20 protein-coding genes and 2 pseudogenes are annotated in these 26,223 nt (G+C 47.9%); 16 read left to right on the top strand and 6 right to left on the bottom strand.

Going from position 1 to position 26,223, the window contains the following annotated elements:
* Positions 1-7: 7 nt before the first annotated feature.
* Positions 8-1,813, bottom strand: coding sequence for a DNA primase family protein (locus DW806_RS08115; protein ID WP_147358089.1), 1,806 nt, complete (start codon positions 1,811-1,813; stop codon positions 8-10).
* A 59-nt stretch (positions 1,814-1,872) separates the two neighbouring features.
* On the opposite strand from DW806_RS08115, the gene DW806_RS08120 reads away from it, so the two are divergent.
* The 4 genes from DW806_RS08120 to DW806_RS08135 all read left to right on the top strand — a co-directional run bounded on the left by DW806_RS08120 (position 1,873) and on the right by DW806_RS08135 (position 5,976).
* Complete coding sequence (locus DW806_RS08120; protein ID WP_118729633.1) at positions 1,873-2,892, top strand: hypothetical protein; 1,020 nt, start codon at positions 1,873-1,875, stop codon at positions 2,890-2,892.
* A gap of 264 nt (positions 2,893-3,156) precedes the next feature.
* Complete coding sequence (locus DW806_RS08125; RefSeq protein ID WP_118729634.1) at positions 3,157-4,248, top strand: amidoligase family protein; 1,092 nt, start codon at positions 3,157-3,159, stop codon at positions 4,246-4,248.
* Between the two features lie 2 nt (positions 4,249-4,250).
* A complete protein-coding gene (locus DW806_RS08130) occupies positions 4,251-5,189 on the top strand; it encodes a class II glutamine amidotransferase (protein ID WP_118729635.1) in 939 nt (312 codons plus the stop codon).
* A gap of 235 nt (positions 5,190-5,424) precedes the next feature.
* Positions 5,425-5,976 (top strand): recombinase family protein, encoded by a 552-nt coding sequence (locus DW806_RS08135; RefSeq protein ID WP_118729636.1) that lies wholly within the window; start codon positions 5,425-5,427, stop codon positions 5,974-5,976.
* Here the strand turns inward: DW806_RS08135 and DW806_RS15025 are convergent.
* Positions 5,895-6,644 carry a hypothetical protein gene (locus DW806_RS15025; protein ID WP_147358090.1) on the bottom strand — a complete coding sequence of 250 codons (750 nt, stop codon included), beginning with the start codon at positions 6,642-6,644 and terminating at the stop codon, positions 5,895-5,897. The genes DW806_RS08135 and DW806_RS15025 overlap by 82 nt on opposite strands.
* 23 nt (positions 6,645-6,667) lie before the next feature.
* Entirely contained in the window at positions 6,668-7,111 is a 444-nt protein-coding gene (locus DW806_RS08140; RefSeq protein ID WP_118729637.1) for a helix-turn-helix transcriptional regulator, read from the bottom strand.
* Positions 7,112-7,208: 97 nt separating this feature from the next.
* On the opposite strand from DW806_RS08140, the gene DW806_RS08145 reads away from it, so the two are divergent.
* On the top strand, positions 7,209-8,429 hold the full coding sequence (locus tag DW806_RS08145; RefSeq protein ID WP_118729638.1) for a tyrosine-type recombinase/integrase: 1,221 nt from the start codon (positions 7,209-7,211) through the stop codon (positions 8,427-8,429).
* Positions 8,430-8,480: 51 nt separating this feature from the next.
* Here DW806_RS08145 and DW806_RS08150 read toward each other — a convergent pair whose 3' ends face one another.
* Complete coding sequence (locus DW806_RS08150; protein ID WP_147358091.1) at positions 8,481-10,160, bottom strand: hypothetical protein; 1,680 nt, start codon at positions 10,158-10,160, stop codon at positions 8,481-8,483.
* Positions 10,161-10,243: 83 nt separating this feature from the next.
* Here DW806_RS08150 and DW806_RS08155 point away from each other — a divergent pair.
* The 6 genes and pseudogenes from DW806_RS08155 to DW806_RS16060 all read left to right on the top strand — a co-directional run.
* Positions 10,244-11,305, top strand: a pseudogene (locus DW806_RS08155) (DinB/UmuC family translesion DNA polymerase); the annotation flags it as partial.
* 387 nt (positions 11,306-11,692) lie between these two features.
* Positions 11,693-13,096 carry a YfcC family protein gene (locus DW806_RS08160; RefSeq protein ID WP_118729641.1) on the top strand — a complete coding sequence of 468 codons (1,404 nt, stop codon included), beginning with the start codon at positions 11,693-11,695 and terminating at the stop codon, positions 13,094-13,096.
* A gap of 81 nt (positions 13,097-13,177) precedes the next feature.
* Positions 13,178-14,374 carry an amidohydrolase gene (locus DW806_RS08165; RefSeq protein WP_158574692.1) on the top strand — a complete coding sequence of 399 codons (1,197 nt, stop codon included), beginning with the start codon at positions 13,178-13,180 and terminating at the stop codon, positions 14,372-14,374.
* A gap of 3 nt (positions 14,375-14,377) precedes the next feature.
* On the top strand, positions 14,378-16,048 hold the full coding sequence (locus tag DW806_RS08170) for a M28 family peptidase (protein WP_118729642.1): 1,671 nt from the start codon (positions 14,378-14,380) through the stop codon (positions 16,046-16,048).
* 21 nt (positions 16,049-16,069) lie between these two features.
* The gene (locus DW806_RS08175) at positions 16,070-17,080 is read left to right on the top strand and encodes a succinylglutamate desuccinylase/aspartoacylase family protein (protein WP_110435970.1); all 1,011 of its coding nucleotides are present in this window, start codon (positions 16,070-16,072) and stop codon (positions 17,078-17,080) included.
* 965 nt (positions 17,081-18,045) lie between these two features.
* Positions 18,046-18,249, top strand: a pseudogene (locus DW806_RS16060) (N-terminal phage integrase SAM-like domain-containing protein); the annotation flags it as partial.
* Here the strand turns inward: DW806_RS16060 and cas9 are convergent.
* Both cas9 and DW806_RS08190 read right to left on the bottom strand, forming a co-directional pair.
* Positions 18,249-20,171, bottom strand: coding sequence for a type II CRISPR RNA-guided endonuclease Cas9 (gene cas9, locus DW806_RS15700; RefSeq protein ID WP_118729643.1), 1,923 nt, complete (start codon positions 20,169-20,171; stop codon positions 18,249-18,251). The pseudogene DW806_RS16060 and the gene cas9 sit on opposite strands and share 1 nt — an antisense overlap.
* A gap of 306 nt (positions 20,172-20,477) precedes the next feature.
* Entirely contained in the window at positions 20,478-20,843 is a 366-nt protein-coding gene (locus DW806_RS08190) for a helix-turn-helix domain-containing protein (RefSeq protein WP_118729644.1), read from the bottom strand.
* A 146-nt stretch (positions 20,844-20,989) separates the two neighbouring features.
* Here DW806_RS08190 and DW806_RS08195 point away from each other — a divergent pair, with 146 nt between their 5' ends.
* The 5 genes from DW806_RS08195 (at position 20,990) to DW806_RS08215 (ending at position 26,159) form a co-directional block, all read left to right on the top strand.
* A complete protein-coding gene (locus DW806_RS08195; RefSeq protein WP_110435973.1) occupies positions 20,990-21,679 on the top strand; it encodes a hypothetical protein in 690 nt (229 codons plus the stop codon).
* Between the two features lie 7 nt (positions 21,680-21,686).
* Positions 21,687-22,019, top strand: coding sequence for a DUF2085 domain-containing protein (locus DW806_RS16065; RefSeq protein WP_442861148.1), 333 nt, complete (start codon positions 21,687-21,689; stop codon positions 22,017-22,019).
* Positions 22,020-22,022: 3 nt separating this feature from the next.
* Complete coding sequence (locus tag DW806_RS08205) at positions 22,023-23,396, top strand: YARHG domain-containing protein (protein ID WP_118729701.1); 1,374 nt, start codon at positions 22,023-22,025, stop codon at positions 23,394-23,396.
* Positions 23,397-23,898: 502 nt separating this feature from the next.
* On the top strand, positions 23,899-24,933 hold the full coding sequence (locus DW806_RS08210) for a LacI family DNA-binding transcriptional regulator (RefSeq protein WP_118729646.1): 1,035 nt from the start codon (positions 23,899-23,901) through the stop codon (positions 24,931-24,933).
* Between the two features lie 218 nt (positions 24,934-25,151).
* The gene (locus DW806_RS08215) at positions 25,152-26,159 is read left to right on the top strand and encodes a Gfo/Idh/MocA family protein (protein WP_118729647.1); all 1,008 of its coding nucleotides are present in this window, start codon (positions 25,152-25,154) and stop codon (positions 26,157-26,159) included.
* Positions 26,160-26,223: the final 64 nt, after the last annotated feature.

The raw sequence follows: 26,223 nt of genomic DNA on the forward strand, positions 1-26,223 counted from the left end.
TTTCTCCTTATTGGTTCGATAGTTTAATTCCGATGTACCCATTGTGGGTCTTGTCACCGATCCGTATTTTTTTCGGCTTGACTTTATTCGCAAGCTGGCTGCGCAATATGCGCGAAAAGCGTGTTCGATCAGTTATAATCGGCAAGTCGTGTCCCACGCAATAGGCGGTGCAGGCTTCGTGCAGGTCTTGCGTAGAGGTAAAGCTGTTATCGTCGGTCAGGATACAGCAATCATTTAGAAATGCAGCGATATTCTGGTTTTCGGACATAGGCGATGCATAGGACTGGGATAACAGTTGATCGACGAGGGCCTGTCCTGCAAAAATGTACTTGTCCGCAAGCAGACGGTGATATGCGTGGATTGCGCGGAGAAAGATGCCGTCCCGCTCGGCAAGGATTTTCTGCGTGAGTAGATGATCCTGCTGTTCCGTAGGGATAGAGAACCGAAAAGGTATCACCACCATGCGGGATAACAGCGCCGTATCTTCTTCGGCCATCCGAATCGGAAAGTTCGATGCGAACACGAGATTGATCGCTGGTGCCATGGTTGCAAGCGGCTTATACTTTTCCTCCACTGTCATAAGATCGCGTCCTGTGATCTGTTTGAGCGTTGCAACGGCCTGTGCCGAGAGCGTACGATTAGGAAGATCACCGCAGATATTGAGCTTCTTTTCAATCAGGGCTGCACCGGAAAAACGATCGCCAAGACGGTAAAGATCAAGTGTGCTCACAGCTTCGGGATTGAACATAGAGCGCAGCAGCTCAAGCAGCACGCTTTTGCCGCTGTTGCTGACACCTTGCAGCAGGAAGAATACCTTACCATCGGTATCACAGGCAAAAATATAGCCGAGCATTTGCCAGATACGCATTTGCAGAGCGTAATCATTTCCGGTGATAAAACCTATGAAATTGTCAAAGTGCGGCGTACCATGGCACAGAGTAGGCAGCGATACATTCAGACAATGTGTGAAAAAGTAGGCAGGAGTATGCGGCGATATGGTGTTCGTTGTCATATCATAGATACCGTTCTGGATGCAGAGCAGCGAATGGTTGCCTGGTGGTTCAGCAAGCAGCTTGGAATTGCTGAGCAGGAAGACTTCGATGTCCTCGAAAACCCGCTTGCTGCTGTGTTTTTCAATGTCGGAAGTACAGAGCGCGCGCATCAGGCGGCGCAGCTCACCGGTCTGCAATAGGTGATACCAGCCGTTCGCATACCAGTAAATGTGCTCTTGGTAGATGCGGATTTTTCCAGTTGCGGCAATGTGGTTGGCGATAGTCGCGGCATTGGCCGCTTTGGGACGCTCTATTACAGGTGGACAAACGGCTGTTTCTGTTGGCGCAGGCTGATTCTGTGGAATCGAAACTGCTACCTGCTGTGTAGGCGCACAGGAAACCGGTGGCAGAGCGGGAACGGACATAGCTTTTTCTGGACTGCCTGTATTGTTGGTATACTCCTGTTGTGATATAGTAATATCAGAGGAATTGGAACAAAATGCAGACAGGACATTGTTCATCACATCTTCTGGCGATGCTGTCGGTGAATCGGCGGGTATTGCTTTGTTGCTTCCGAAGTTGATCGCATCAAAGAGGATGGGAATAGCGTATCCGTTTTTGTCCAGTGGGTAATTGTTTGATGTCGTAGGAATACCTCCTTGTTTTGGTGTTAGAGGCCTCTTCGTGCTATATATTACATGATGTGATATGTGGTTTGCAAATTGTGAAAAACGCGAAAAACGATGATTTTTGAAACTTTTTTGGATGTGTGCGGCGTGTGATAAAAATAAAGTGGCAACAGTAATAATTGTGATGCTCAAAAAGTTTACAGTGCTCGCATAAAAGGTAATTTTTTCAAAAGTTGAAGGAAGCTAAAATTATGCTGGGTAATGAAGAAGAAAAGCAGAAAATGGCAGATAACGGTGAGGGCGATAAGTGTCAGAATAGCGAAAAAAATGCTGTCAATCCAGATGAGATTATTGATGACAGCGAGATGGAAAACAAGCAAGATGCGGCAGAAAGCGAAGCGGCTGTTGATGAAAATAACGAAAAAGGAAAACCTTGTTTAATACCAGAATTACAAGCAAAGTCGCGTAATATAGGAGTAGCGGTTCCGACAAAATTACAGATTGATGCAAAGACTTTTAGCGAACGGTACAGGATGTTAAGAGAAGAGAAAAATATCTCCAATGACAAAGTTGCGGCGAGGATAAAGGAGTTATCGGAAGAGGAGAAAAGGGTTGATGCATTGAAGCAGTCGTTGTGGAAGGTTGAACAGGGGAAGAGTAAATCTGAATGGATATGTCGTGGGGCTGCAAAGGTATTTGGGGTTAGTGCTGAATATCTGGGAGGACAGGTAGATTGTCCTCGTGTAGTTCGTACGAATAACGATGATACTATTGAAAGAAGTGATATATTATTGTTTGAGCCTATTATTGTTTCAGGTCGACCATCGGATAAGGTAAAAGAGGAGCAAAGGAAGAAAGAACAGGTTACTATTCAAGAATTTATTGAGAAAGAGGATGGTTTAGTAAATACTCAAGGGAATAACGAAAAAATAGAATCAATATATTCTGATATTTTTTATCATATAGCGCACGCAGAACTTGAAGAACAGGAAAATTTTATTAAGTGTTGGGAATTGCAAAAGAAATATACTGCTAATCCAGAGCAACTTACACCAGATGAACGAAAAAAGTTTAAGCGCAGATTAACGTTTCATAAAAAAACTTCATTAGCTGGAGAGCATAAATATCATGTCATTTGGGATTTGATTTTTAGCAATGAAGAGTTGTTTGAGGTGTTGTATGAAATTGCTTCTGATCCGCTCAATAATAAAGAGCAGTTGCGTGATATGATGATAAGAAATTATGAATATACGAAAAAACAGTTCAAATAGTTCTTAAAGAATAAATTTGTTCCGCGTTCTGCGTTCCGCATAGATACTTTTTCCACAGTGTATAATAAGAATAATAGTAATAATAAGTATAAGTGTAAAAAGTATACCGTCAGAACGCGGAACGCGGAACACAGAAGATTTACCCCATTTATGTGTGCATAAATGGGGGATTTGTACTATTTCTGTAAATAAGCGTATTTTCAATTATATATTATCTCCATGAAGTATCAATAACCCAACAAATACTGAATGGAGGAAACCAAAATGAAAGATACTCGAATTTGTGACAACTGCGGTGCAGAGCACTCAATCAGCAAGATGTTTGAGGTAGAGGGTGACTGGCTCTGTGAGGACTGTGCCCACCATTTGACCGTAATCTGTGACCACTGTGGCGACCGCATCTATCAGGAAAGCGCCGTTGAGGACGATCATCACACGCTCTGCGAGGGCTGTTTTGACGAGCACTATGTCCGCTGCCACGACTGTGGCTGCATCCTGCGCAGCTATGATGCCTACTTCGATGACGACGATCATTCCTATTGCTCGGATTGCTGGGACGATCACGAGGGCGCGATTCACGACTACAACTATATGCCTGACCTTGTGTTCCACGGCAAGGGCCTGCGGCATTTTGGCGTAGAACTGGAAATCGACGAGGGCGGCACGGTAAACAGCAACGCGCAGAAACTGCTGGACATTGCTAACGCAAACGCCGAAAACCTGTACATTAAGACAGACGGCAGTCTGGATGAAGGCTTGGAACTTGTCACGCATCCCATGACATTGGAATACCATCTGAACGAAATGCCGTGGGAGCAGGTACTCTGCAAAGCACAGCGCATGGGGTATCTCAGCCATGCAGCAGGAACCTGCGGCCTGCACGTTCATATCTCTCGCTTGGCATTTGGCTGTACCTACGAACAGCAGGAGGCCGCAATCGCCCGCCTGCTCTACTTTGTAGAGAAATTCTGGGCTGAGCTTCTGCGGTTCAGCCGCCGTACGCAGAGCCAGATGAACCGCTGGGCGGCTCGGTATGGTATCCGTCTTACGCCGTCCGAGCAGATGAGCCACGCGAAGAACTCTTGCGCCGGACGTTACACGGCGGTCAACCTTACGAACTCTGACACCGTAGAAATCCGGATGTTCCGCGGAACCTTGAAATTAAACACACTGAAAGCCACTTTGCAGATGGTCAACCATCTTGTCGAGGTGGCTGTTTCTTTGTCCGATTATCAGGTACAGGACATGAGCTGGTTTGACTTCCTCGACGAAATCAAGGAGCCGGAACTTATCCAGTATCTTAAGGAACGCCGCCTGTATGTCAACGAACCTGTCACCGCAAGCGAGGAGGAATGAGTATGTGCAGTCTGTTTGGCTTAATCGACTTCAAAGGTGTGCTCAACACTCACACGAAAAACAAAATTCTGAATACGCTGGCTCGTGAGTGTCAGGTGCGCGGCACGGATGCGACCGGTATTGCCTATAACTTCAACGATCGTCTGCGCATCTACAAGCGTCCGATTCCTGCTCGGAAAATGAAAATCCATATTCCGCACGGCGTGAACGTTGTCATGGGACACACCCGTATGACCACACAGGGTAATGCACAGTTTAACCAGAATAACCACCCGTTCCTTGGTCATGTTGACAGCGGTGCTTTTGCACTCGCGCATAACGGCGTTCTCTGGAACGATAAGGAACTCCGCGCTACGGAAAATCTTCCGCTGACGAGCGTAGAAACAGACAGCTACATTGCCGTCCAGCTCTTAGAGAAGAACAAGACCCTCGACTTTGACAGCCTGCAAGCTATGGCTGAAAAGGTCGAGGGTTCTTTTGTGTTTACGGTGCTGGATAAGAACGATGCTATCTGGTTTGTGGTTGGCGATAACCCGCTGTGCATCATGTTTTACGACGGCTACCTGCTCTACGCTTCCACACAGGAAATCCTGTGCAAGACCACCAAGAAGTTAAAGCTGAACACACCCTCTGACATTCTGGAGCCAAAGGAGGGCGAGATTTTGAAGATCGACCGAGCGGGACATATCACTACCGGCAGCTTTATGCCGAAAACCAGCTATGAGCACTGGTGGCGGCGTTATCCCTATTACCGCGACTATTATGAGGACACACCTGCCCACTACGACGATTTGTTCAGCGTAGCAAAGGCGTTCGGCGTAACGGCAGATGAAATTCAGGTGTTGCTCGACTACGGCTGTTCAGAGGAAGAGATCGAAGAAATGCTGTACGACCCGCCGCTGCTCCATGAAGTGACCGGAGAGCTGTTATATGCATACTAAGAGAGGAGGACGAATAACATGGGTTTATTCGGCGTGCTTTGGGTACTCGGTGAAGTGCTGGAAGCATTGGACGATCTGCTCGATCTGACCGATGATGTGTAGTTTCAAAAACGCCTGACTTTCGGCACATTGATTTTGAAACGAGTTTTGGAACAAAAACTGCCCTCGGAATACCACATTCCGAGGGCAAATTTTTTTGTTTCATAAACGAAGATTTTTGCAACAGGAGGACGATATGAAGCACTATAAATTCGGATATGCCCGTGTCAGCACCGAACAGCAGAACCTTGCGCGACAGCTTGATATGCTGACACAGTACGGCGTGGACTACATTTTCAATGAGAAAATGACCGGCACCAAACGCGATCGTCCGGAGCTGAACAAACTGCTCGACCGTATGATGGAGGGCGACACGGTGGTGATTGAGAGCCTGTCCCGCTTGGGCCGCAGCACTAAAGACCTGATTGAGCTGGTGGAACTGTTCCGCGAACGCGGTGTGCATCTGGTCAGCCTGAAAGAGCAGATCGACACCTCCACACCGGCAGGCAAGCTGCTGTTTACGCTGATGAGTGCCGTCGCGCAGTTCGAGCGTGATGTGATTGCAGAGCGCACCAAAGAGGGTTTGGATGCCGCCAGAGCACGCGGCCATATCGGCGGCAGACCGCGCACCAATGCACAAAAAGTCAAGCAGGCTGTGAAGCTCTATCATACCAAACAGTATACCGTTCGGGAGATTGAGGAGCTGACCGGGGTGAAGAAGGCAACGTTGTATCGGAATCTAAAGTAGCAATCATCCGCATTAACGCTCTTCCACAATAACGCCAATAATCTGAAAATCTGTGACTTCACCATATATAATGTACCTTCATGAACCAACATATCTCCTTCATATTCAGAACCATATCCCGTTTGGTTCATAAAAGTCTGACCGCCTAAGTGACAAGGCATTGTGAAGGGTATCCTTGCCCCCTCTTTAATCTTCCCTTCCGGAATACGAGATAATTCCTTGAATAGTTCGGCAGCAAAAGAAGGGCGTCGTAAATAAGTACTGGAGATATATGCTCCGGAGAGCTTCTTTAAACCTGTCATGGTAAGAATATCTTTCGTCTTTATTACCTGATAAGGACTTCTCATGACAACCAGCGATAAACTCTTCCAATTAGATGTAATACCAAATTTTCTAAATACTAAAAACTTCTTTTTAGAATAATAGAACTTATCCATAATCGGTGTAGTTTTGGTCCTTGCATCTAAAAATGCATACATAGAATTATCTGCATTCACCTCATAAATGCAAGAAACACACGAATCAGCAATCTCCTGCCGTTGAATATTATTTAATTGCTGATACAGCTCAATTTGCTGTTTCTCTGCATCATCTATTTGATGCCGCAGATTTTCAATCAATTTATCAAGATCCGCAATTTTCTGATTAATTACATCCTTAGTATTCATAAAGCACTCTCCTTTTCCCTAAATTACTCTAACAACGGCTGGTTCTGTGCCTCCAATTTGGTATTGCACGCAATGATGCCGCATCGCTGGTACAGACACTCTATAATGACCACATCACACGCGTTTCGCGGGTACAGCACAGCATGGCCTGCGGCTTTGAGAAGCGCCTGCGTTTCCTCTACCGTAAGCTGAAAGCCAAATGCAAGCTGTATCAGCTTGTCCCGTGTCGGTGTATAAATACCGTCGAAAAGCTGGTAGCCATAGGTACGCGCCAAGCCTGCCGCACGGATTACTGCCGCTCTTGTCAGCTGTTTGCGTTCCAGCAGGTCCGCTAACAGCTCCGGTACGGTTTTATTCTGCAACTCGTCAGCGTTCTCCTGAACAAAGGCTGCTGCATCTGGCTTGCTGCGCAGAATATCCATCAATTCGCCTGTGGTCTTTTCCATCTGTATCACCGTTTCTGTCATCTATTGATTCCCATTATAACACAGAACCTTTTCCGCTTAAAATCAAATTCTAATCTGATCTGAACTCATCAGTAAAACCGCATCGGAGGCATTACAGATGAACAACAATAAGAAAACTAAGAAAAAGCGTCACAACGGTGAGGGCAGTATCCGCCAGAAACCGAATGGGCGCTACGAAGTCCGTATCTCCGGCCGAGATATGGAAACCGGTAAATCGACTCGTATTTCCAAGTACGCCGATACACTTGATGAAGCTGTTGATATACAGCACGCTTTGAGTGTCGCTATGGTACAGACACCGCAGTATTTACAAAACAATACGACCGTAGGCGAATGGCTGGATAACTGGCTGACGACTTATATGCAGCACACGCTCAAGCAGTCCACCTATAAGAGCTATGAAACCTATGTCCGCAAGCATTTCAAACCGTCGCTCGGCACTATCAAGCTGAAAGAGCTGACCCCGCGTACGCTCCAGATATTCTACAACTACAAGCAGGAGCAGGAGAAATTATCTCCCAAAACCATTTCCAATCTGAATATGTGTTTACATAAGGCTCTTGCGCAGGCACAGTCCGAGGGACTGATTCTCTCCAATCCGTCTGGCAGTGTAAGCCTGCCGCCGCTCATCAAACCGCATATTGAGGTTTTGACCCGTGAACAGCAGGCCCGCTTGGTGCAGGCAAGCTATCAGTTCCGGTATGGCGTATTCGTGCGGATGACCTTGGTAACTGGCTTACGATTGGGTGAGGTCGTCGGCCTGCGCTGGTGTGATATTGATTTCTATACGAATATGCTTCATGTCAACCAGACACTCAATCGTTTACAGCGCTATGATGATGACGAGGCCGACAGCAAAACCGAGATCGTTACGCAGACACCGAAATCGCAGAACAGCATCCGCAGTATCCCCATGCTGCCCGAACTAGTGATGGACCTCCAGAACTGGCGAACCGTGCAAATGCAGGATGCCGCCGCGCTAGGCACTGCCTACTTCGACAGCGGTCTGATTGCTACGCAGGAGAACGGCCTCTATGTCGAGCCTCGCCTCATGCGCGAATATTATCAGAAGATGCTGGCTACGGCCAATTTGCCGAACTACAACTTTCATGCACTGCGGCATACCTTTGCGACCCGTGCAATGGAGCAGGGCATGGATGCGAAAACGCTTTCGATCCTGCTGGGACATTATTCTGTTGGATTTACGCTGGATACCTATGCTCATGTGCTGACTGACCAGAAATGGACTGCGATGCAAACGATGGCGAATATGTATAATATGGAGCCGCCGCTGCGTCAGCCGATCCAGTTCTTTTGAGAGAGAAATAAAGCTGCCCCGAGCGGGCAGCTTTATTTTTTTGCCTAAATCTTATAGTAATTTCTTCAGCAATCGATCCATCTTTTCATACTGTCCTGCAGAATCTATTCCTTCTATTAAGGGGAATATTTCTATAAATGGATAGATTTCAGTGCCTAATATTTGCTTATCATATGCTGTTTGCAGTCGTTCCTTAGACTTGCATTTACCATACATAATACAAAGACCGCATACTAATTCATTTTCCTCGATTGGACTAATTGAAAATAAATACTTAAACACCAAATCTTTTACATAATAGCGTCGTACACTACTATAATCACTAAATTTTGCATCTACGATCATATATTGGGAATCGCCATTTTCTTCAATTTTAATCAGAAAATCTGGCACATAGTAATGACCGCCTTGCCTACAGTCATCTTCATTACCCGCATACACAGATATAGAATTATTTCTATACAACCCGATACCATTTACAGAGCGCTGATCTGTATCAAAAATTACAGGCTGATAATATAAAGTAATCCTTTTCTGACCATTTTTTAATACAAATGTATTTCGTACAGAAGTATTTTTGTATTTCCATCGTTTTGATACCGGATATACGCAACGTCTAGAAGACTCCAATGAATACCCTCTATCTCTGAAATAGCAAAGGAATTTCGCCAAAAGATAACTTTCATACAAAGCTGAAATTTTAATAAAGGAGAGCATAAAATGTTCTTTAGAAAAATTATATATTCCAAAACTAAACCATTGATGAATTCTAACGAATATTCGATTATATTGTGGAACGGAGAGAAAAATTGCAGTCGGTCTAGGGGGTACTATATGTTGATCTAGGGGGATACGAAGAATATCACTATACATTCCCCATAAATATGTAAATTTTTCAGACAATTTCTCCAACTGAGTCTTTCCATCCTCTATCATTTTTCTTGTTTCAGAAAACATAAAAAATGATGAATAAATGTACTCTGAGCTATAATCTTCATCATTGGGGATTTTACTTAATAGATTACAGCAATATCCTTGCAAAGATTGTACCGAATCAATCATATTCCTTAGAAATGCTAAAATCACTCTATTCTCATATATATCATATGAGCGTGTATTTTGAACAGTTTCTGTTTTCTGTGGTTGATACACACGATTTCCAATAAATATACCTTGCGTACTATTTACTTGCCGCAAGTACTCTGGATGCGTTGCTGTATATGACAGCGTTCCCTGCGTCACATATTGTATTCGCTCTAGTCTCTCAATTACAGACATCTTTTCCAACTTGAATCTGCTATTAGCTTTGAAATATCCATAACTACTCTCATATATAGCTGCAATCTCTTCTGCTAACAAAATCTGTGTCGCAAGACTACGGTACCCATTCTCTTTAAGCCCAGATGGTTTTTTCGGTTTGAGTTCTCCATTTAACAAAAGCCATTCTTGATTATTATAAACAAATCTAGCCATTGCTTCTACCGAATTATTAAGTTCCTCTCGTCGCACCAAAATCGGTAAATACTCTGAATTCAGCGTACATTCTTGTCCATCTACTAATATAAGCGTAATAGACAACTCCGCAAACCCATAACAATCTAGAAAAATTCGTCTATTGCTTATCCCTCGACTAGGAAAATAAATTCGTCCATTATTGTAAACAGAGGACTCAAGCACATCATTGACATATACACGAACATCAGCAATTCGGTTCAAATCTTCACAATTCAATCGCATTTCATAACTTAAATCAGCGAAAATTTTATTGTTATTGCCCGTAGAATTCTCTATAATATGCTCTAGTCCAGCTTGGCGATTATCTATCCACCTACAAACTTACCCCCAGAGAACTTGCAATGAAAATTATCCTGGATGTGATCGAGAATACCGGAATTACAGCCACCGCAGGTATTGGTACGAATCTTTATTTATGTAAAGTCGCAATGGATATCTTGGCAAAACATATCCCTGCGGATGAGAACGGCGTGCGCATCGCAGAGCTGGATGAGATGACCTACCGTCAAACCATGTGGTCGCACCAGCCACTCACCGATTTCTGGCGGGTTGGACGTGGATACGCCAAGAAGTTAGAGGCACACGGAATGTTTACCATGGGCGATGTTGCGCGAATGTCGGTATGCAATGAGGATCTTCTTTACCAGCTCTTTGGGAAAAACGCTGAGTTGTTGATTGACCATTCGTGGGGCTGGGAACCCTGTACCATCCAAGCGGTTAAGGCATATCATCCCAGTGAAAACAGCCTTGGTTCCGGTCAGGTTCTGCATTGCCCGTATTCCGCAGAAAGGGCTCGGTTGGTGCTGAGAGAAATGGCAGAGCAACTGGCACTGGATTTGGTGAGTAAGAAGCTGATGACCGACCAGATTGTTCTGACGGTCGGCTATGACATTGAGAACCTAACTGATCCGGCACGGCGAAATCGTTATCATGGCCCAATAGTCAAGGATCACTATGGCCGCGAGGTTCCAAAGCACGCCCATGGAACCGAGCGCCTGAACGATTATACCTCTTCTACAAAGAAAATCATGGGGGCAGCTACAGCGCTCTTTGATCGTATTGTGAATACCGACCTCATGGTGCGGCGACTTAACATCGTTGCGGGTCGGGTGATTTCAGAGAGTGAGGCGATGGCCAGAGAGGGCAAATTTGAGCAGATGGATCTGTTCACCGATTATGCTGCCGTTGAGGCTCGTCGAAAACAAGAGCAAGCAGAACTGGATCGGGAGCGAAAAATGCAGGAGGTTATGCTCACTATTAAGAAGATGGTGCCCATACGAACTATGAATTATCGGCGCATAGACCGCACGGTTGCAGGACATATTCGACCCATCCGTTACAGCTGTACCCTCAGTCTGTGAGGGGGAACATCGTATAGGAGAAGGCGGCAGCGGGATGAATCTGCTGTGGCTGCAGATAAACTTTGCGCGCTTCCAAGCTGAGGAGTTTACACTGAATTTGGGATGGCCGCTATGCCCGTGTCAGCCTGCCCAGTGGAAACTTCAGCAGCACACACGCTTCTGTAACGGCTGTGTCGGCTGACAGAAGCGTGGAATGGGCTGGAACTTTAATCAGTTTTTGTGGATACAGTGGTCAAAACATCCATAGACTCCCTTGAGCCGCTGGCGGCTCAAGGGAGTTTTTTACGATAAATTCAGATTCCTCGATAAATCTCGATTTGCCCTTGCATAAAGAAAAAAATAAATGTATAATTATTAGACACTTGATTGTGAGGAGTGCAGAGAAGAATGTCCATTGAAACGTCGAAAAAGAAAAAAGGCATCCAGATGCCCCACACGTACATTATTCTGTTTCTGATCGTGTTGGTTGTCTGCCTGCTGACCTACGTGATTCCTGCCGGCCAGTTTGAGCGCCAGGAGGATGCCAGCGGCCGTATGCTGATTGTACCGGGTACATACACTCAGGTGGAATCGTCACCGGTTTCACCGCTGGAAATCCCCATGGCTTTTGTGAGAACTCTGGGCAGCTCCAGCGTAAACGAGATCATCTTCTTTATTTTCATCATCGGCGGCGCCTTTGAGCTGATTATGCAGACAGGGATGATCACCGCCTTTTGTGCCAAGCTGGGCAAGATGTTTGCGGGAAAAGAAAAGCTGCTCATCCCCATCTTCATTACGGTCTTTGCCGTAGGCGGCTTCACCATGGGAATGTCTGTGGAGGTTCTGGTGTTTGTGCCTATTGGGATTGCAGTGGCCAAGGCAGTGGGCTATGATACCATCACAGGTACAGCCATGATCGCCATGGGCTCCATCGTGGGCTTTACGGCGGGCATCTATAATCCCTTTAATGTGGGTGTGGCTCAGTCCATCGCGGGTGTGACTCCCATGTTCTCCGGAGCCTGGTATCGCTGGATTATCCTGGTGGCGTTTATTGTTGTGACCAGCCTGTATATTATTCATTACGCGGAGAAGGTAAAGAAGAATCCCTCCAAGAACCTGATGGGGAACGAGGATTCCAACCTGGAGGATGTGGATGTATCTGCGATTGAAGTGACCGGACGGCACAAGCTGATCCTTCTGGCCGTTGTCATCGCGCTTGCCGTTTTGATTTACGGCGTGGCCTACTTGGGATGGTTTATCACCGAAATGGCTACTTTGTTTTTGGCGCTGGGTGTGGTATGCGGTATTCTGGCCGGGTTCAGCGGCAACAAGATCTGCGATCTGTATGTGCAGGGCATGGCCAATATCACCTTCGGTGCGATGATTGTGGGAGTGGCCGGTACGATCAATACCGTTATGGTGGACGGCATGATCATTGATACCATTATCAATGCCTTGGCCAATGCGATTGTGGCACTGCCCAGCTCGGTAAAGATCATCGGTATGTTCCTGGTGCAGAACATCATCAACCTGCCCATCAACTCTGGTACGGGCCAGGCGGCAGCCACCATGCCGATCATGGCGCCTGTGGGCGATCTGGTGGGCCTGACCCGCCAGAGCACTGTGCTGGCCTTCCAGCTGGGTGACGGCCTGACCAATGCCATCTACCCCACTTCGTCCACCATGCTGGGATTTTTGGCTGCGTCCAAGATTCCCTATTCCGTGTGGCTGAAGTACGTCATTAAGCTGGTGATTTTGCTCAGCCTGGTTTCTATGGCCTTCCTGGCTTTGGCTGTGGTGATCGGTTACTGATCCGTTTAGAGCTGGCCGCCGCAACTGCATGGCGCGACGGCAGGATATTATAAATTTCAAAGATATAGGATGGGACATGCCATGGAAGAAATTCAGAAGCAAATTGCGAATATCGTTTCAGAGCTGATGCCGCAGCTGTGCGCGCTGAGCGACGAAATTTTTGATTACGCCGAGCCGGGCTATGAGGAGTACCGCTCCTCAGCTGCGCTGACAAAGTGGCTGCGAGCCCACGATTTTGAAGTAACCATTCCCTACGCCGGGCTGGATACGGCTTTTTGTGCCGTGTACCGCCACAAGGGAGGGCGGGCTGCCGGAGGGCGCGCAGTAGGATTTTTAGGGGAATATGATGCGCTGCGGGGCCAGGGACATGGCTGCGCCCACCATATGCAGACCCCTGCCATGATCGGCGCGGCAATGGCCCTGCGGGGAGTGCTGGAGTCTTCGGACCAGCCCTTTGAGATCCATGTGATCGGGACGCCCAGCGAGGAGTCGCTGGACGGAGGCAAAAACGAGATGGCCGCCCACGGCGGGTTTGACCATATTGATGTGGCCTTCATGGTGCACGGCAGCACATTGACCCAGCTGGAGACGCCCTCTCTGGCTCTGATCGAGATGGATGTGGAATTTCACGGCAAAACCGCCCACGCGGGTATTGCGCCTTATGCTGGGCGCAGCGCAGTGGATGCGGTGACCATGCTGCAGACAGGGCTTGGGCTCATGCGCAATCACCTCAAGGATTCCAGCCGGGTGAGCAATATTGTGCTGGCTGGGGGGACGGCAGTCAACTCCGTGCCCGATTTTGCCAAGGTTAAGGTAGAGATCCGCCACTCCTCCATGGCGTATCTGGAGAGCGTGGAGCAGTGGACCCGGGAGATTGCCCAGGCTGCTGCCATGGCTACCCAGACACAGGTACAAATTACCCCTGTGGCGCATATTTACAACACCACCATCAATGATGCCATGGGTGCGCTGCTGATGGAGTGTGCAGAAAAATTTGCGTGTGACGGAATTGCTCCGCCCCGGAAGGACTGCGGTTCTACCGATTTCGGCGCGGTGACCCACCGGCTGCCCAGCTGCTGCCTGCGGGTAAAGACCATCGAGACAGATGATCCTCCTCACACGGACGCATGGGTAAAGACCGGGAAAGAGGCGCGGGCTCATCAGGGCATCTATGACGGTGCTGTGTGCTGTGCACTGGCTGCCTTCCGCCTTGTGACGGATGAGGCTGCCTGGCAGGATGTGTACCAGTGTTTCCTTGCGCACCAAAAGGAGAATTGAGGAATGGAAGAACTCTCACGGGAATGCCTGATGGAGACACTGGATGTGTTTTCCGGGCTGAAGCGCATCGGCGGTTCGGAAGATGAGCACCGTGCCTGCGGCTATCTGATCAAGAAGCTGCAGGAATGGGGCATTCCATGCCGCGTGTATGAGTGTGACGGATATGTCTCCACTCCTATAGAAGCGTCAGTTACTGTAGAGGGGATGGATCAGACCTTTGAAGCCCTTCCCCGTTCCTTCTCCGCCCATTGTCCGGACGGAGTGACCGCCCCCTTGTTTTATGATGTCCATGCCCACGACCAGCTGAAGCCCAGACAGGAGCAGGATTGGTACGCGGGGGCGCGGGGCTGCATCGTGATTGGGGACAATTTTTATGAGGACTATGTTCAAAAGCTGCGGGGATACGGTGTAAAGGGCCTGATCCATCTGTGGACCAGCGAGGAGCCTGTGCTTCACTACGAGACGGTCAGCCCTGTGTGGGGCACCGCGGAGCCTGAAAACGGAAAAACCTATCCTGATTTTCCGGTGGTGGGCCTGAGAAGCTGTGACAGAGAATCCATACTGCCCTTGCTGACGCCTGGAGCCTGCAGCCGTACCGCGACGGTGCGCAGCGTACTGCAGTGTGGATGTGTGCGTCTTCAGATCCCTGTAGCCGAGCTGGCCGGTGAAACGCCGGAGTATGTGCTGGTGGGCAGCCACTATGACTCCTGGGATTATGGTGTGACGGATAATGCCACCGGGAATGCCGCTGTGTTGGAACTGGCACGGGTACTGTCCCAGAAGCAGCTGCGGCGGGGTGTCAAAATCGCGTGGTGGCCGGCCCACTCCAACGGACGGTATGCCGGGAGCACTTGGTACTGCGATGAGCAGTTTGAGGACCTGGATGCCCGTTGTGTGGCGCTGGTCAACATGGACTCTCCCGGCTGTATGGGAGCGCAGGAGATCGGGTTTTCCACGTCCGGTGTGGCAGGGGATACCCTTGGGGATATCCTGCGTCGGTGCACCGGGCAGGCTGAGGTGGTGATCCGCCCGCTGGGGCGGGGATCAGACCTGTCATTTTTCGGGCCGCGCATTCCCATCCAGGTGTCCTTTGACTTTTATCAGACGCCGCCCAACCGTGGCCGCTGGCACTGTGCAGGCAGCGGCGGAGGCTGGTGGTGGCATTCCGTGGAGGATACCATGGATAAGGTGGACCCCCAGCTTCTGATGAGGGATACACGGGTGCTGGTGGAGCTGGTAAAAGAGTTTGCTGATGAAGCGCATCTTCCCTTTGACGCGGCAGGGTGTCTGGCGCAAATGAGAGATACTGTGGCAGACATCCGGACCCATTGCGGCGATGACTTTGATTTCGCTCCTGTAGAACGGGCACTGGAGGAGCTGGACAAGGCCTGTGCCAGGCGTATCTGCTTTTCCAGTGACAGACAGGCGAAGGAGGCAGGAGGCCGGCTGACGAGACTGCTGTGCAGTGCCTGTGATGAATATCACTTTGACAACACATTTGCAGTGGGCCTGCTGCCCGGTCTGCAGCTGGTCAGGGGCAAGCACCGCAACGACCTGCCACCTCAGGAATTTTTGTATTGGCGGACAGCCTTCCGCCGGCAGGTGAACCGCTTTGTATCTGAGTGCACAAGCATTGTCCAAGCACTGAACAGCGACGCGGACAGTGTGGTATGATAGAGAAAGGGGATATGGATTATGCAGACCAATATCAAAGAGTATGACGAATCGTTTGATCTTACCCAGGCACTCCAAAAGAAGGGCACCAAGGAATATGGTTTTATTCATTTGGCCCAGCGGGCCAACGGTTCATGGGTGAATATTCCCATTATGCTGGCGGTGGGCGCCCAGGACGGTCCCACGTTGGTGGTGGATGCCTGCAACCACGGCGACGAGTATGAGGGTACTGAGGGAATTATCAAGACCTTTGAGGGGCTGGATGTATCCAAGATGAAGGGAAGCTTCATTGGAATCCCTGCCCTGAATGCAGAGGCCTTTGCCGAAATGAAGCGCTATAATACCCTGGACTTTGTGCCCCAGGATCTGAATCGCATCTATCCGGGCGGAACCGGCCCCATGACGGCTTATGTGTGCAGCTGGTACTGTGAGAACATCATCAAGAAGGCTGACGCGGTGATCTGCATCCACGGCGGCGGCAACAGCGAGTATCTGGAGCCTGTTGTGCTGTACTGCGGAGAGGAGTCTCCTGTGGCGTATAAATCCCGTGAAATGGCCCAGTGCTTTGGCTTTAAGGTCTTGTGGAAGAACACCCGCTACGCGGAGAACAGCGGAATTGAGGATGAGTATGCCTATCAGATGGGCATTCCCTGCATTACACCCGAGATCGGCGGACAGTGCACCCGCATGTATCAGCGGGATGAGCACAAGCAGATGTTGGAGACCGGAATTCGCAATGTGATGACCCTGCTGGGGATTCTGGAGGGCAGCGTGCCCGCCAATGAGGGCGTACACCACTATGACATTGATTATATCTATAACCGCAACGGCGGGATTCATGTGCCTGTGAAGAAGGCAATGGATTCTGTGCGTAAGGGCGACACGCTTTCCATCATTACGAACCTGTTCGGAGAGGAAGTGGATCGGGTCATTGCTCCCTTTGACGGTGTGGTCATCGGGTACTGGACATATTCTGTCTGTCCTCCTCATGGCTGGGTATACATGGTTGGCAAGCCTGTGGATGGGGAGTAAAGCGCCCAGATCCATGCATCCTGCAAATCGAAGTGCCAGTTGAGTATCCTAGATACGAACAGGGCAGAAGCAGAGTGGGCTGTACATGGCCTGCAGAAATGAAAAAGGGCACCCTTTTGGATGCCCCAGTCTGTCGAAAAAGTCCAGCGAAAGCTGGGCTTTTTCGTTTGTAAACGGGAAAAATGAGTGGTGAGGGATGCTGAAACGGGGAAAAATGGAGCACAATGACCGGGTGTCTGGACATGCTGACAGCCAGCTTAGCTGGTGGTTTTGACTTGAGCTTATGCAATCAACAGCTTCTTATTGTTGGATAGACAACTTGATTTTCTGATAGGTGTTCCAATCAATGAGGTTTTGTTTGCGAAGGACCTCATTGAAGTAATCAAACCAGATTCGTTTCGTCAAAGCCTCGCGGCTTGGTTTTCTCATACGCAGGCCCCCTTTGCTACAGTATGCCTGATCTTTTGGGCGGTCATACCTGGCATGATGATAAAAAATGAATCTGCTCATTTTCCAAGGAGCAGGGCCTGTGCGAGGGTAATTGGGCCCCTTTTGGTGATCGACTGCACTGAGATTGTTCCGTAGGGTAAGGTTGTATCTCATATACCGCTCTTGTTGCTTTGTGGATGGCGATGGAACATATATTCCAGATCTGGCTCTTTTGTGGACAGGATTCCCGCTTGTAATCTCTGGTTGCTTAACATATGCCAAAGCGACGAGCAAACGGGGAGGGAAATATCCGCAAACGAAAGGACGGACGCTGGGAGGGTCGGTACACAGTCGGTCACGATCCAGAAACAGGAAAGGCCATCATTAAAAACGTCCTTGGAAAGACGCAAGCGGAAGTCAAGGAAAAGCTGAAGAAAGCCATCGAGGAAAATGTGGGCATCGACTACGGACGGGCCAAGACCTACACCGTGGGTAACTGGTTAGAAGTGTGGTATGAGAACTATGCCAAAATCAAAATGCGCCCATCCACCTACCTGACCTATCATGGCTACATCGAAAACCACATCAAGCCGCAGCTCGGCAAGATCCCGTTGAATGATCTGACGACGCTGCATCTGCAACAGTTCTACAAGAAATTGTTGGCAGAAGGGCGGGTAGAGCGAATCGAAGCACAGAAGCAGCCCAAGGGACTGAGCGCCAAAACAGTGCGCAACATCCATCAAATCATTTCCTCTGCCCTGAAGCTGGCAGTCGAGCAGCGGCTGATCGCCCACAATCCGGCAGACGGCTGTGCACTGCCGAAGGCGGAGCGCAAATCAGATTTGATCTTATCATCAATTCCGTTGATAGAATCTATATTTGTAGCTTTAGAAATCCAGCCTTTTGATTTCAGATATTCATAGATTTTCTTTTTAGTGACTTTGCCTTTTTGCTTGGAAACAGGGTGTATGAACATATCTTTAATCAACTGCTTTTTATGCTCTGTAGAAAGCGGTTGACCATCAATTTTTAATGGATTTAATTCGTTGAGCAACATATACTCGCTATATAGTAAAGAATCCTTAGGCAGAACAGGGTCACCTGTGTAAGTACAGCGACCGATTAAATTGACGAGAAATGCTTCAGCTGAATGATCAAGATCAATCAGTTGATTAAAGTTCCAAGGATAAATTTTTTCTTTGCTACCAGTCTCAGAACGAACAGCCCAGTGATGTGCTGCTTTATCATTTAGTGGACCGACATAATACGGAACACGGAATTCAAATGTTTTTCTAATCTTTTCAGCGGGAGTGTAACCATCACTTTGCTGTTGCACCAGAAAAGGTAGATATGAAGAAGCATTTTTCAATATTGCATCTAATTCGCGCAGTTGAAGCTGATAGGGGATAACTCCATTTTCAGAGCTTCGCAAACGCGGCAGAAAAGAACCATCAACGATTTTTTGATATATAGTTGCAATGACAGGGGATTTGGATTCCGCCATTTCAGGCAAAGACTTTTTTAGGAATTTGCAAAAAGCCTCCTGTGAGCAAGTGTAATCGCCGCTTTTATGATGATATTGGCTATAGGCAGCATAATTATCAAGCTTGTCCTCTTTGTCACAAAAAATAGAGTTATATCGTTCAATGCAGTGCGCCTTAATATAATCTTTAAGTGCTCTTAAGTCAATGTTATTTTGCTTATATACAGCAATTTTGGCATCGCAAAGGTATCTGTGCGTACCGATAATTTCCGAAAAGCGTGCGGCATCGTATACATCTTTGGCAGCAGTAACTACGGATATATGATCATCTAATACCTCACAAAGTTCATTGTAATTTGCATCAAGATCATTTTGCAGCGTAATTTTCTTGGCATCTTTAAATCGGTCATCACCGAACAGATTGGAGAGTGCAACAGACCTTCCTGCCAGCAATTCAGAAATGTAAAAGGGAGAAATTCCGGCTTCATTTTTGCTGGGCTTCTTTAGACCTTCGGTAAGTAAAGCTGCCTTTTCCGTAACTCGCATATTAGGAGTTTTCAAAATGTTTAGATAATTATCCGTATTGTGCGGAACAAAATCCAATCCGTATGCATCTGATAAAAGAGTACAAAAATCATCGAACTTATCCCTTAAAGATGAGTCATTGTCCGATGTTTCCGATATTTCGTAGAGGAAATGTCCCCGTGATTTCATCAAATGATGTAGTGCAAGATAGACAAGACGGACATCATGCGAATCTGTGGAATGTGCTAATTCACTGCGAAGATGATATGTGGTTGGATACTGGGCGTGATAATCGCAGTCATTAAAATTGGAATCGGAGAATAGAGAATATTTAGAATTTATACTTTTATCTTCCTGCCATAAATCACTCTCATGCATACGGGCTAAAAATTGAGGATCCTTTTCATTTAATGCAGGAGCAAAGAGCATTTCTAAAATATCAAGACGTTGTTTTCTGCGCTGCAAGCGACGCCTTGCAGCACGATGAGTACGGCGCTCTGCAGCAGTTGATGCATCGGGGAACAGACGAACACCCCACATGGCTTTCCCTTTACATTTTAGAACATGATACATGGTATCTGTAACGGCCCAGCCGACAGAACTGCTGCCGGCATCTATTCCGAGATAATAAGGAATCTGTGTTTTTTCTTTCATTTTCTTTATCTCCCTGATTGACAAATTGGTGGTTTTGGTGGATAATAACGATGTACCAATGATTTACTACCATTAGGTATTACACTACAAGTTCAAATAAGCTTTTAGCGCAAGCGCCGTGTATGCGGCTCCACAGTGTGTGGAACAAGAGATCTCTTAGGAGATCTCTTTGTATTTTGTCCAATTATTTTGCGACAATTTAACTTTTATTGGTTTAATATTACCACAATGGGCATCAAATAGCAATATTTTACAATGTGTATAAACTACAAAATATAAAAGACTGACTGATACCACATAAGTATATCAGTCAGTCTTTTTGTTTTCTTCATCAAAACGGCGGCGGAATATGCGAATGATGCGCAGTATATCCTTCTGCTCGTCCAAAGTCATGGAGGACAACTGTGCGTCGATTTTCCGTTTGATCTCATTGGTTTCCGGTTGTTTCTGTGGGACTTCCTCGGCAGGAACGATCAATTCATAAAACGATATATCCAATGCGGTGGCAATACGGTTCAGCGTTTCGATCGTCGGATTGCGCAGACCGCGTTCGATTTGTCCCAAGTGTGCAGCGTTCAGATCGGCTTTGAAAGATAATTCTTCCAAGCTGATGCCCTGTGCGTTGCGGAAAGTCCGGATTCGTTTGCCGATTGCAGCCGAAATATCAGTCATTGGCAACACCTCTCATACCATCATAGAGGTAGTTGTTCCAATCGGCAAATTGATATATACACTTGTAAATAGTGATTGTTATATCATTCACAAATGAGGCTGGAAATGATATACTGTGCATAAGAAAGCAAAGGGGAGGGGATCGCGTGAAGTGTCCAAAGTGCGGTTCGGAAAATACGCAGTATGTGGCTGTTCATCATTCTGGCAGCAGCGGATCGTTTACAGATGCCTGCTGCGGTATGATGATTTTCGGGCCGATCGGCATATTGTGCGGCCTGTGCGGAGCAAGTCCGGGATTTACCGATGATTACTGGGTGTGCCATTCCTGCGGTAAAAAGTTTCAAGCGGGGACTGCGAAAGCAGCGGAAAAGGCTCGGCAGGAGAAAATTCAACAAGAACTTAATGCAAAAGCCAGGCGAAAAGCATTGCTGTCGGCAGCGAATCCAGTAATACTCCAGAATATCGACAACGAAGTGATAGAAGCTGAAAACCGCTATAAGGCTTTGAAAGCTCGCCTGAAAGCGGATAAGCAGGCATTTTTGCAAGAGTACCCGGCGTGTAAGGTACAGAATACATTCCGGATGATTGGGAGAGGAATCATCATTGCATTGATGGGCTTTATAGCATTTCTGGCTATTGATATGGACGAACTGATTACGATAATTATCTGGTTTCTTGCTGCAATGGTGATTGGAGTAATGTGCATGATGCCGCCGTATTACATAAAGCTATCACCAGCCTTAACCGAGTTAAACGAAGCAGTCGAAAATGCAAAGAAATATAAAGAGTATTTAGATAGACTGAAAAAGGCTCGTGATGAAGAAAACGGTGTATGAATGGCTGATGGCAGTCGGCCATCGAGCAGGCTGTCATCAACGCGCAGATAGGAGCTTTTACTGGAAAGGCAGGAAGTTTCCGCTGTGTGCCCGCTGTACAGGTGTTCTGGTTGGATATATTCTCGCTGTGCCAGCGTATACGGTTTGTAGAAAGAACGTGAGCGTGTATGCCGTTTGCTGTATCCCACTGGTGATAGACGGTTTAACTCAGCTATGGGAGTGGCGGGTGTCTACCAATCGAAGAAGATTTGCAACAGGCGCTTTAGCGGGATATGGTATCTGCTCCATGGCGATAACGTTGCTGTTATTCGTAAAAAATTTAATGCTAAGGAGTTGGTAAAAGATGTTCTGTCCAAATTGCGGTACGGAAATTAAGGAGAAGAAAACATTTTGTCCGAAATGCGGCTCTCCGCTGGGCGTAGAGGCAGTTCAAGAGGACACAAAGACGGTGGAAGCTGCTGCAAGCACAGAAAACGTTCATGAGAATGTAATACCACCACAGGGAGCGCCAGTACCATCGAAAAAGGGCGGTAAAAAGAAGTTTATCATCGGCGGTATTGTGGCGGTTGTACTGATTTTGATTGCAGTGATGATTGGTACGTCTGGTGGTAATACAGGCTCGACCAGCACGGACACTTATATCGAAACCGTACAAAATGGCTATCTCGGCGAATTTACCGATATGACGGTGCAGAAATTGCTCAGCAGCTACTATGAAGATCTGCTGGGATGCACAGCCGAGTGGGACGGCGGAGAGAACGATGATGGTCAGCAGATTGTTGAAGTAAAATATACAGATGAAACTGTGGGCGACACAACGATTCAGTTCAAAATGCTGGACGAGCAGGTGTTCAAAATTTCTGCTTTTCATGATCCCAATACAGAGATTGAAAAGGCAAGCGACCTTGCGGCAGAGTTAAACAGTCTATACTTTATGGCTTACACCACAAAGCATGAAACAGAACTCGACAGCGCAGAGAAGATGAAAGTCTTTATTGATCAGCTGGATCAGATCTCTGGTTCTGCAGTGTTGTATGGTGCGGCAGCAAACTATACGGGTGATCGCGCACAGCTTTGTACACTGTTTGGTGAGGACGCATTGGAAACCTCGGTTCCGTGGGTACTGGATGCGTATGGCTATCTGGATATGAACGACTATGCACAGCAGGACACTGCTGATACGACAGCAGTAGAACCGGCATCGACTGCGGATGCTTCGTCGGCTGATTACATTTTTCCGAGTGATCGGCAGTACATCACCGAGGACAATATGGCAGGCTGGAATCAAAAGACGGCGCTGCTGGCCCGCAATGAGATTTATGCTCGACATGGTTATGTGTTCAAGACGCAGGAAATCCAGAATTACTTTGCGGCTAAATCGTGGTATACGCCAAATTCGTCCTATGATGGAAGCGATTTGAGTGATGTAGAAAAGGCGAATGTCGATACTATTTCTGCATATGAGCAGAAGATGGGCTGGACCGAGCAGGATGTTTCGCCGACAAAGTTGGCGCAGGGTGCGGTCAGCAGCTATGTGGAGAGCCAAGGCGATTACTGTACCGGTTTCGACTATGTTAGACCATATGCAGAGAACGAATATTTGGTCTGTGCAAAGATTGGTGAGTATGAATGGGAGGCCGAATATATTGTAGAGGTCAACGGCTCTGACGCATGGGTAATCGGCCGTCTGGACGGCGGTGTGTTTAGACCGGTATAAAAGCCAAAAGCCCGAGCGGGAAACCGCTCGGGCTGACAGCAACGTGACAGCAATCACGATAAAAACAACCGAAACTGTATGTGCTATATGTACTCAAAAAACGGGATGATGAACTGAATAAGACGGAATAACACAGAAAAAGATGCAAAAAATCAAAACTTTGCTTTTCAAATCTCTCTGTCTCCGCCATGAAAGCTGCACTTTTTGTTATGAGAAGTGCAGCTTTTCTGCATTTATAAATGGAAAACGATAACTTTTAGAACGACTTAACTTTCCTTGACAGCAATCGTGACAGAATTTGTTGTAAAACACCAAAAACATAGCATGGCTTTTATGAAAAAGATGAAACTTCAAAAACTTCGTAAAAAACAGTTGACAGCTGCGTGTTTATCGCGCTACAATAACATCGTAAGATAACGAGGACGTACTCGTAAAATAACGAGGACGTACACGTTAACCAATAAAGCACTGTTATGCCGATGAAAGTGAGGTGTCGTTCGGCATGGGAGTTACCATGAAGGAAATCGCCGAGCGTGCCGGCGTTCATCCGTCAACGGTCGATAAGGTCGTACATCACCGTGTAGGTGTCAGCGATGAGGTCCGCGCAAGAGTGCAGGCCATTATTAACGAGTTGGGCTATACGCCCAATCCGAGCGGCCGTGTGCTGCAGCGTCAAGGCAAAGTGTACCGCATTTCTGCCATTCTGGTGCAGGTGGATGCACTGCCGTACCTGAAAAAAGGTATCGAACGCGGTGTAAAAGAGCAGACTGGTTTCGATATTGAAGTCAGCTATGCAGTTACCGGGTTCCAGGAAGCCAAGAGGCAGAGCGAGTATATCGACAAGGCCATCAACGAGCAGTCCGACGGCATCATCCTCAGTCCGATCAACGCAGATTGTGTGCGTCGAGCGATTAACCGGGCGGCTGATGCAGGTATTCCTGTTATCACCACCGATTCGGATATCGCCGGTTCGCGCCGTACCTGCTGTGTCAGCATTGACAGCGCAAGAGCCAGCCGCATTGCCGGTCGGCTGATGGGGCAGTTTCTGAACGGAAACGGCAAGATTGCCATCATTTCGAGTGCGATTGAGACAGAAAACAACAACTACTATGTGCAGATGCGTGAACAGGGATTTGCGGATTTTCTGAAAGTGGAGTATCCGCAGATTGAGATCGTATCGCGCGTGGAGAGCTTCGAAAATCCGCAGATCACCTATGAAAAAACGGTGCAGCTGTTAGCAGAACAGCCGAATCTGCGCGGAATTTACATTACCTGCGGCGGCGTAGCACAGGTCGGCAGGGCGCTGATCGAAACCGGTCGTGCGAACGATGTTCGTGTGCTTTGCTACGAGGATTATCCCGAAATCGTAGAGCTGATGCGACAGGGCGTTGTAGATTGGACACTCGGCGGTGAAAAAGACGAGCAGGGCGCGCTTCCGGTCAAGCTGATCATGGATCAGCTCGTATTCGGTAGAAAACCCGTGATCCACCGTATTTTTACCGACATCCGTATTCTGGTTAAGGAATGTTTTTCATAAAAATATTTGCGAATCCCGCAGATATTTTTTTGTAGAGATTTACGAGTACGTACTCGTAAATCGAAAAATCGGCTGATACAGCGATAAAAACATAAAATCCCGTCAAAAGATATTTGCTAAATAACAGCAGATATTTTTTATAGAGAATTACGAGTACGTCCTCGTAAAGAAAAAATTGCATAAATGAGAAGAAATTACATACTTGAGGAGGAAATATCATGGAAGAACTGAAAATCGGTCTGGTAGGCACGGGCGCAATCGGCCGCACGCACATTGAGCGTATCAACAACACCCTGCAGGGTGCAAAGGTAGTCGGCTGCGCGGACGCAAATGTTGATTTCTGCAAGTCGGTTGCCGAGAAGTACGCCATCAAGGCTTGGGAGAGCGGCGAGGAGATGATCGCTTCGGACGAAATCGACGCCGTTGTTGTTACCACGCTCGATCCGTTTCACGAGCAGTACGTCATGGCGGCAATCAAGGCCGGCAAGTATGTATTCTGCGAAAAGCCGCTGGCACCCGAGGCGGATGCCTGCAAGCGCATCGTAGAGGCTGAGATGGCCGCCGGCAAGCAGCTGGTTCAGGTCGGCTTCATGCGCCGCTATGACCCGGGCTACAATCAGCTCAAGAAAGCTATCGATTCCGGCAAGTACGGCCTGCCGCTCATGCTGCACTGCGTACACCGCAACTATGACGCACCGGGTTTTACCACTTCTATGCCGGTTGAGAACTCCATGATCCACGAAATCGACGTTCTGCGCTGGCTGCTCGGTGAAAACTACAAGACTGCCGAGGTCGTATTCCCCAAGACCACCCGCAACGCGGAAGGCGAGCTGCGCGACCCGCAGATCATGTATCTGACCACCGAATCCGGCGTGCGCATTGATGTAGAATCCTTCGTAAATTGCCGCTACGGCTATGACGTCCGCTGCGAGGTCGTCTGCGAGGAGGGCTGCATCAACCTGCCCGAGCCGGCAAACGCCATGATCCGTACCAACGATTCCCGCGTAACGCCCATCTGCCACGACTGGTCCGAGCGCTTCCCGGAAGCGTACAATATCGAATTCCAGTCCTGGATCAACGCCTGCAAGGAAGGCCGCGTAGACGGTCCGTCCGCGTGGGACGGCTATACCGCACAGGTAACTGCAAAGGCCGCTTCCGAGGCGCGTGACACCCAGTCTGTTGTTGAAATCAAGTATGACGCAATGCCGGACTTCTATAAGAAATAACTTATCTTCTCTTTTTATTTTCTACTTCTCTTTCGCGTGCCGCGGTGCATCGGACGCCGCGGCA

This window comes from Butyricicoccus sp. AM32-19, from assembly GCF_003480365.1.
GTDB lineage: Bacteria > Bacillota > Clostridia > Oscillospirales > Butyricicoccaceae > Agathobaculum > Agathobaculum butyriciproducens.

Coding starts and splice junctions, on each gene's coding strand:
- DW806_RS08120 (WP_118729633.1), top strand. CDS start 1,873: ATGCTGGGTAATGAAGAAGAAAAGCAGAAAATGGCAGATAACGGTGAG.
- DW806_RS08125 (WP_118729634.1), top strand. CDS start 3,157: ATGAAAGATACTCGAATTTGTGACAACTGCGGTGCAGAGCACTCAATC.
- DW806_RS08130 (WP_118729635.1), top strand. CDS start 4,251: ATGTGCAGTCTGTTTGGCTTAATCGACTTCAAAGGTGTGCTCAACACT.
- DW806_RS08135 (WP_118729636.1), top strand. CDS start 5,425: ATGAAGCACTATAAATTCGGATATGCCCGTGTCAGCACCGAACAGCAG.
- DW806_RS15025 (WP_147358090.1), bottom strand. CDS start 6,644: ATGAATACTAAGGATGTAATTAATCAGAAAATTGCGGATCTTGATAAA.
- DW806_RS08140 (WP_118729637.1), bottom strand. CDS start 7,111: ATGACAGAAACGGTGATACAGATGGAAAAGACCACAGGCGAATTGATG.
- DW806_RS08145 (WP_118729638.1), top strand. CDS start 7,209: ATGAACAACAATAAGAAAACTAAGAAAAAGCGTCACAACGGTGAGGGC.
- DW806_RS08160 (WP_118729641.1), top strand. CDS start 11,693: ATGTCCATTGAAACGTCGAAAAAGAAAAAAGGCATCCAGATGCCCCAC.
- DW806_RS08165 (WP_158574692.1), top strand. CDS start 13,178: ATGGAAGAAATTCAGAAGCAAATTGCGAATATCGTTTCAGAGCTGATG.
- DW806_RS08170 (WP_118729642.1), top strand. CDS start 14,378: ATGGAAGAACTCTCACGGGAATGCCTGATGGAGACACTGGATGTGTTT.
- DW806_RS08175 (WP_110435970.1), top strand. CDS start 16,070: ATGCAGACCAATATCAAAGAGTATGACGAATCGTTTGATCTTACCCAG.
- cas9 (WP_118729643.1), bottom strand. CDS start 20,171: ATGAAAGAAAAAACACAGATTCCTTATTATCTCGGAATAGATGCCGGC.
- DW806_RS08190 (WP_118729644.1), bottom strand. CDS start 20,843: ATGACTGATATTTCGGCTGCAATCGGCAAACGAATCCGGACTTTCCGC.
- DW806_RS16065 (WP_442861148.1), top strand. CDS start 21,687: ATGGCAGTCGGCCATCGAGCAGGCTGTCATCAACGCGCAGATAGGAGC.
- DW806_RS08205 (WP_118729701.1), top strand. CDS start 22,023: ATGTTCTGTCCAAATTGCGGTACGGAAATTAAGGAGAAGAAAACATTT.
- DW806_RS08210 (WP_118729646.1), top strand. CDS start 23,899: ATGGGAGTTACCATGAAGGAAATCGCCGAGCGTGCCGGCGTTCATCCG.
- DW806_RS08215 (WP_118729647.1), top strand. CDS start 25,152: ATGGAAGAACTGAAAATCGGTCTGGTAGGCACGGGCGCAATCGGCCGC.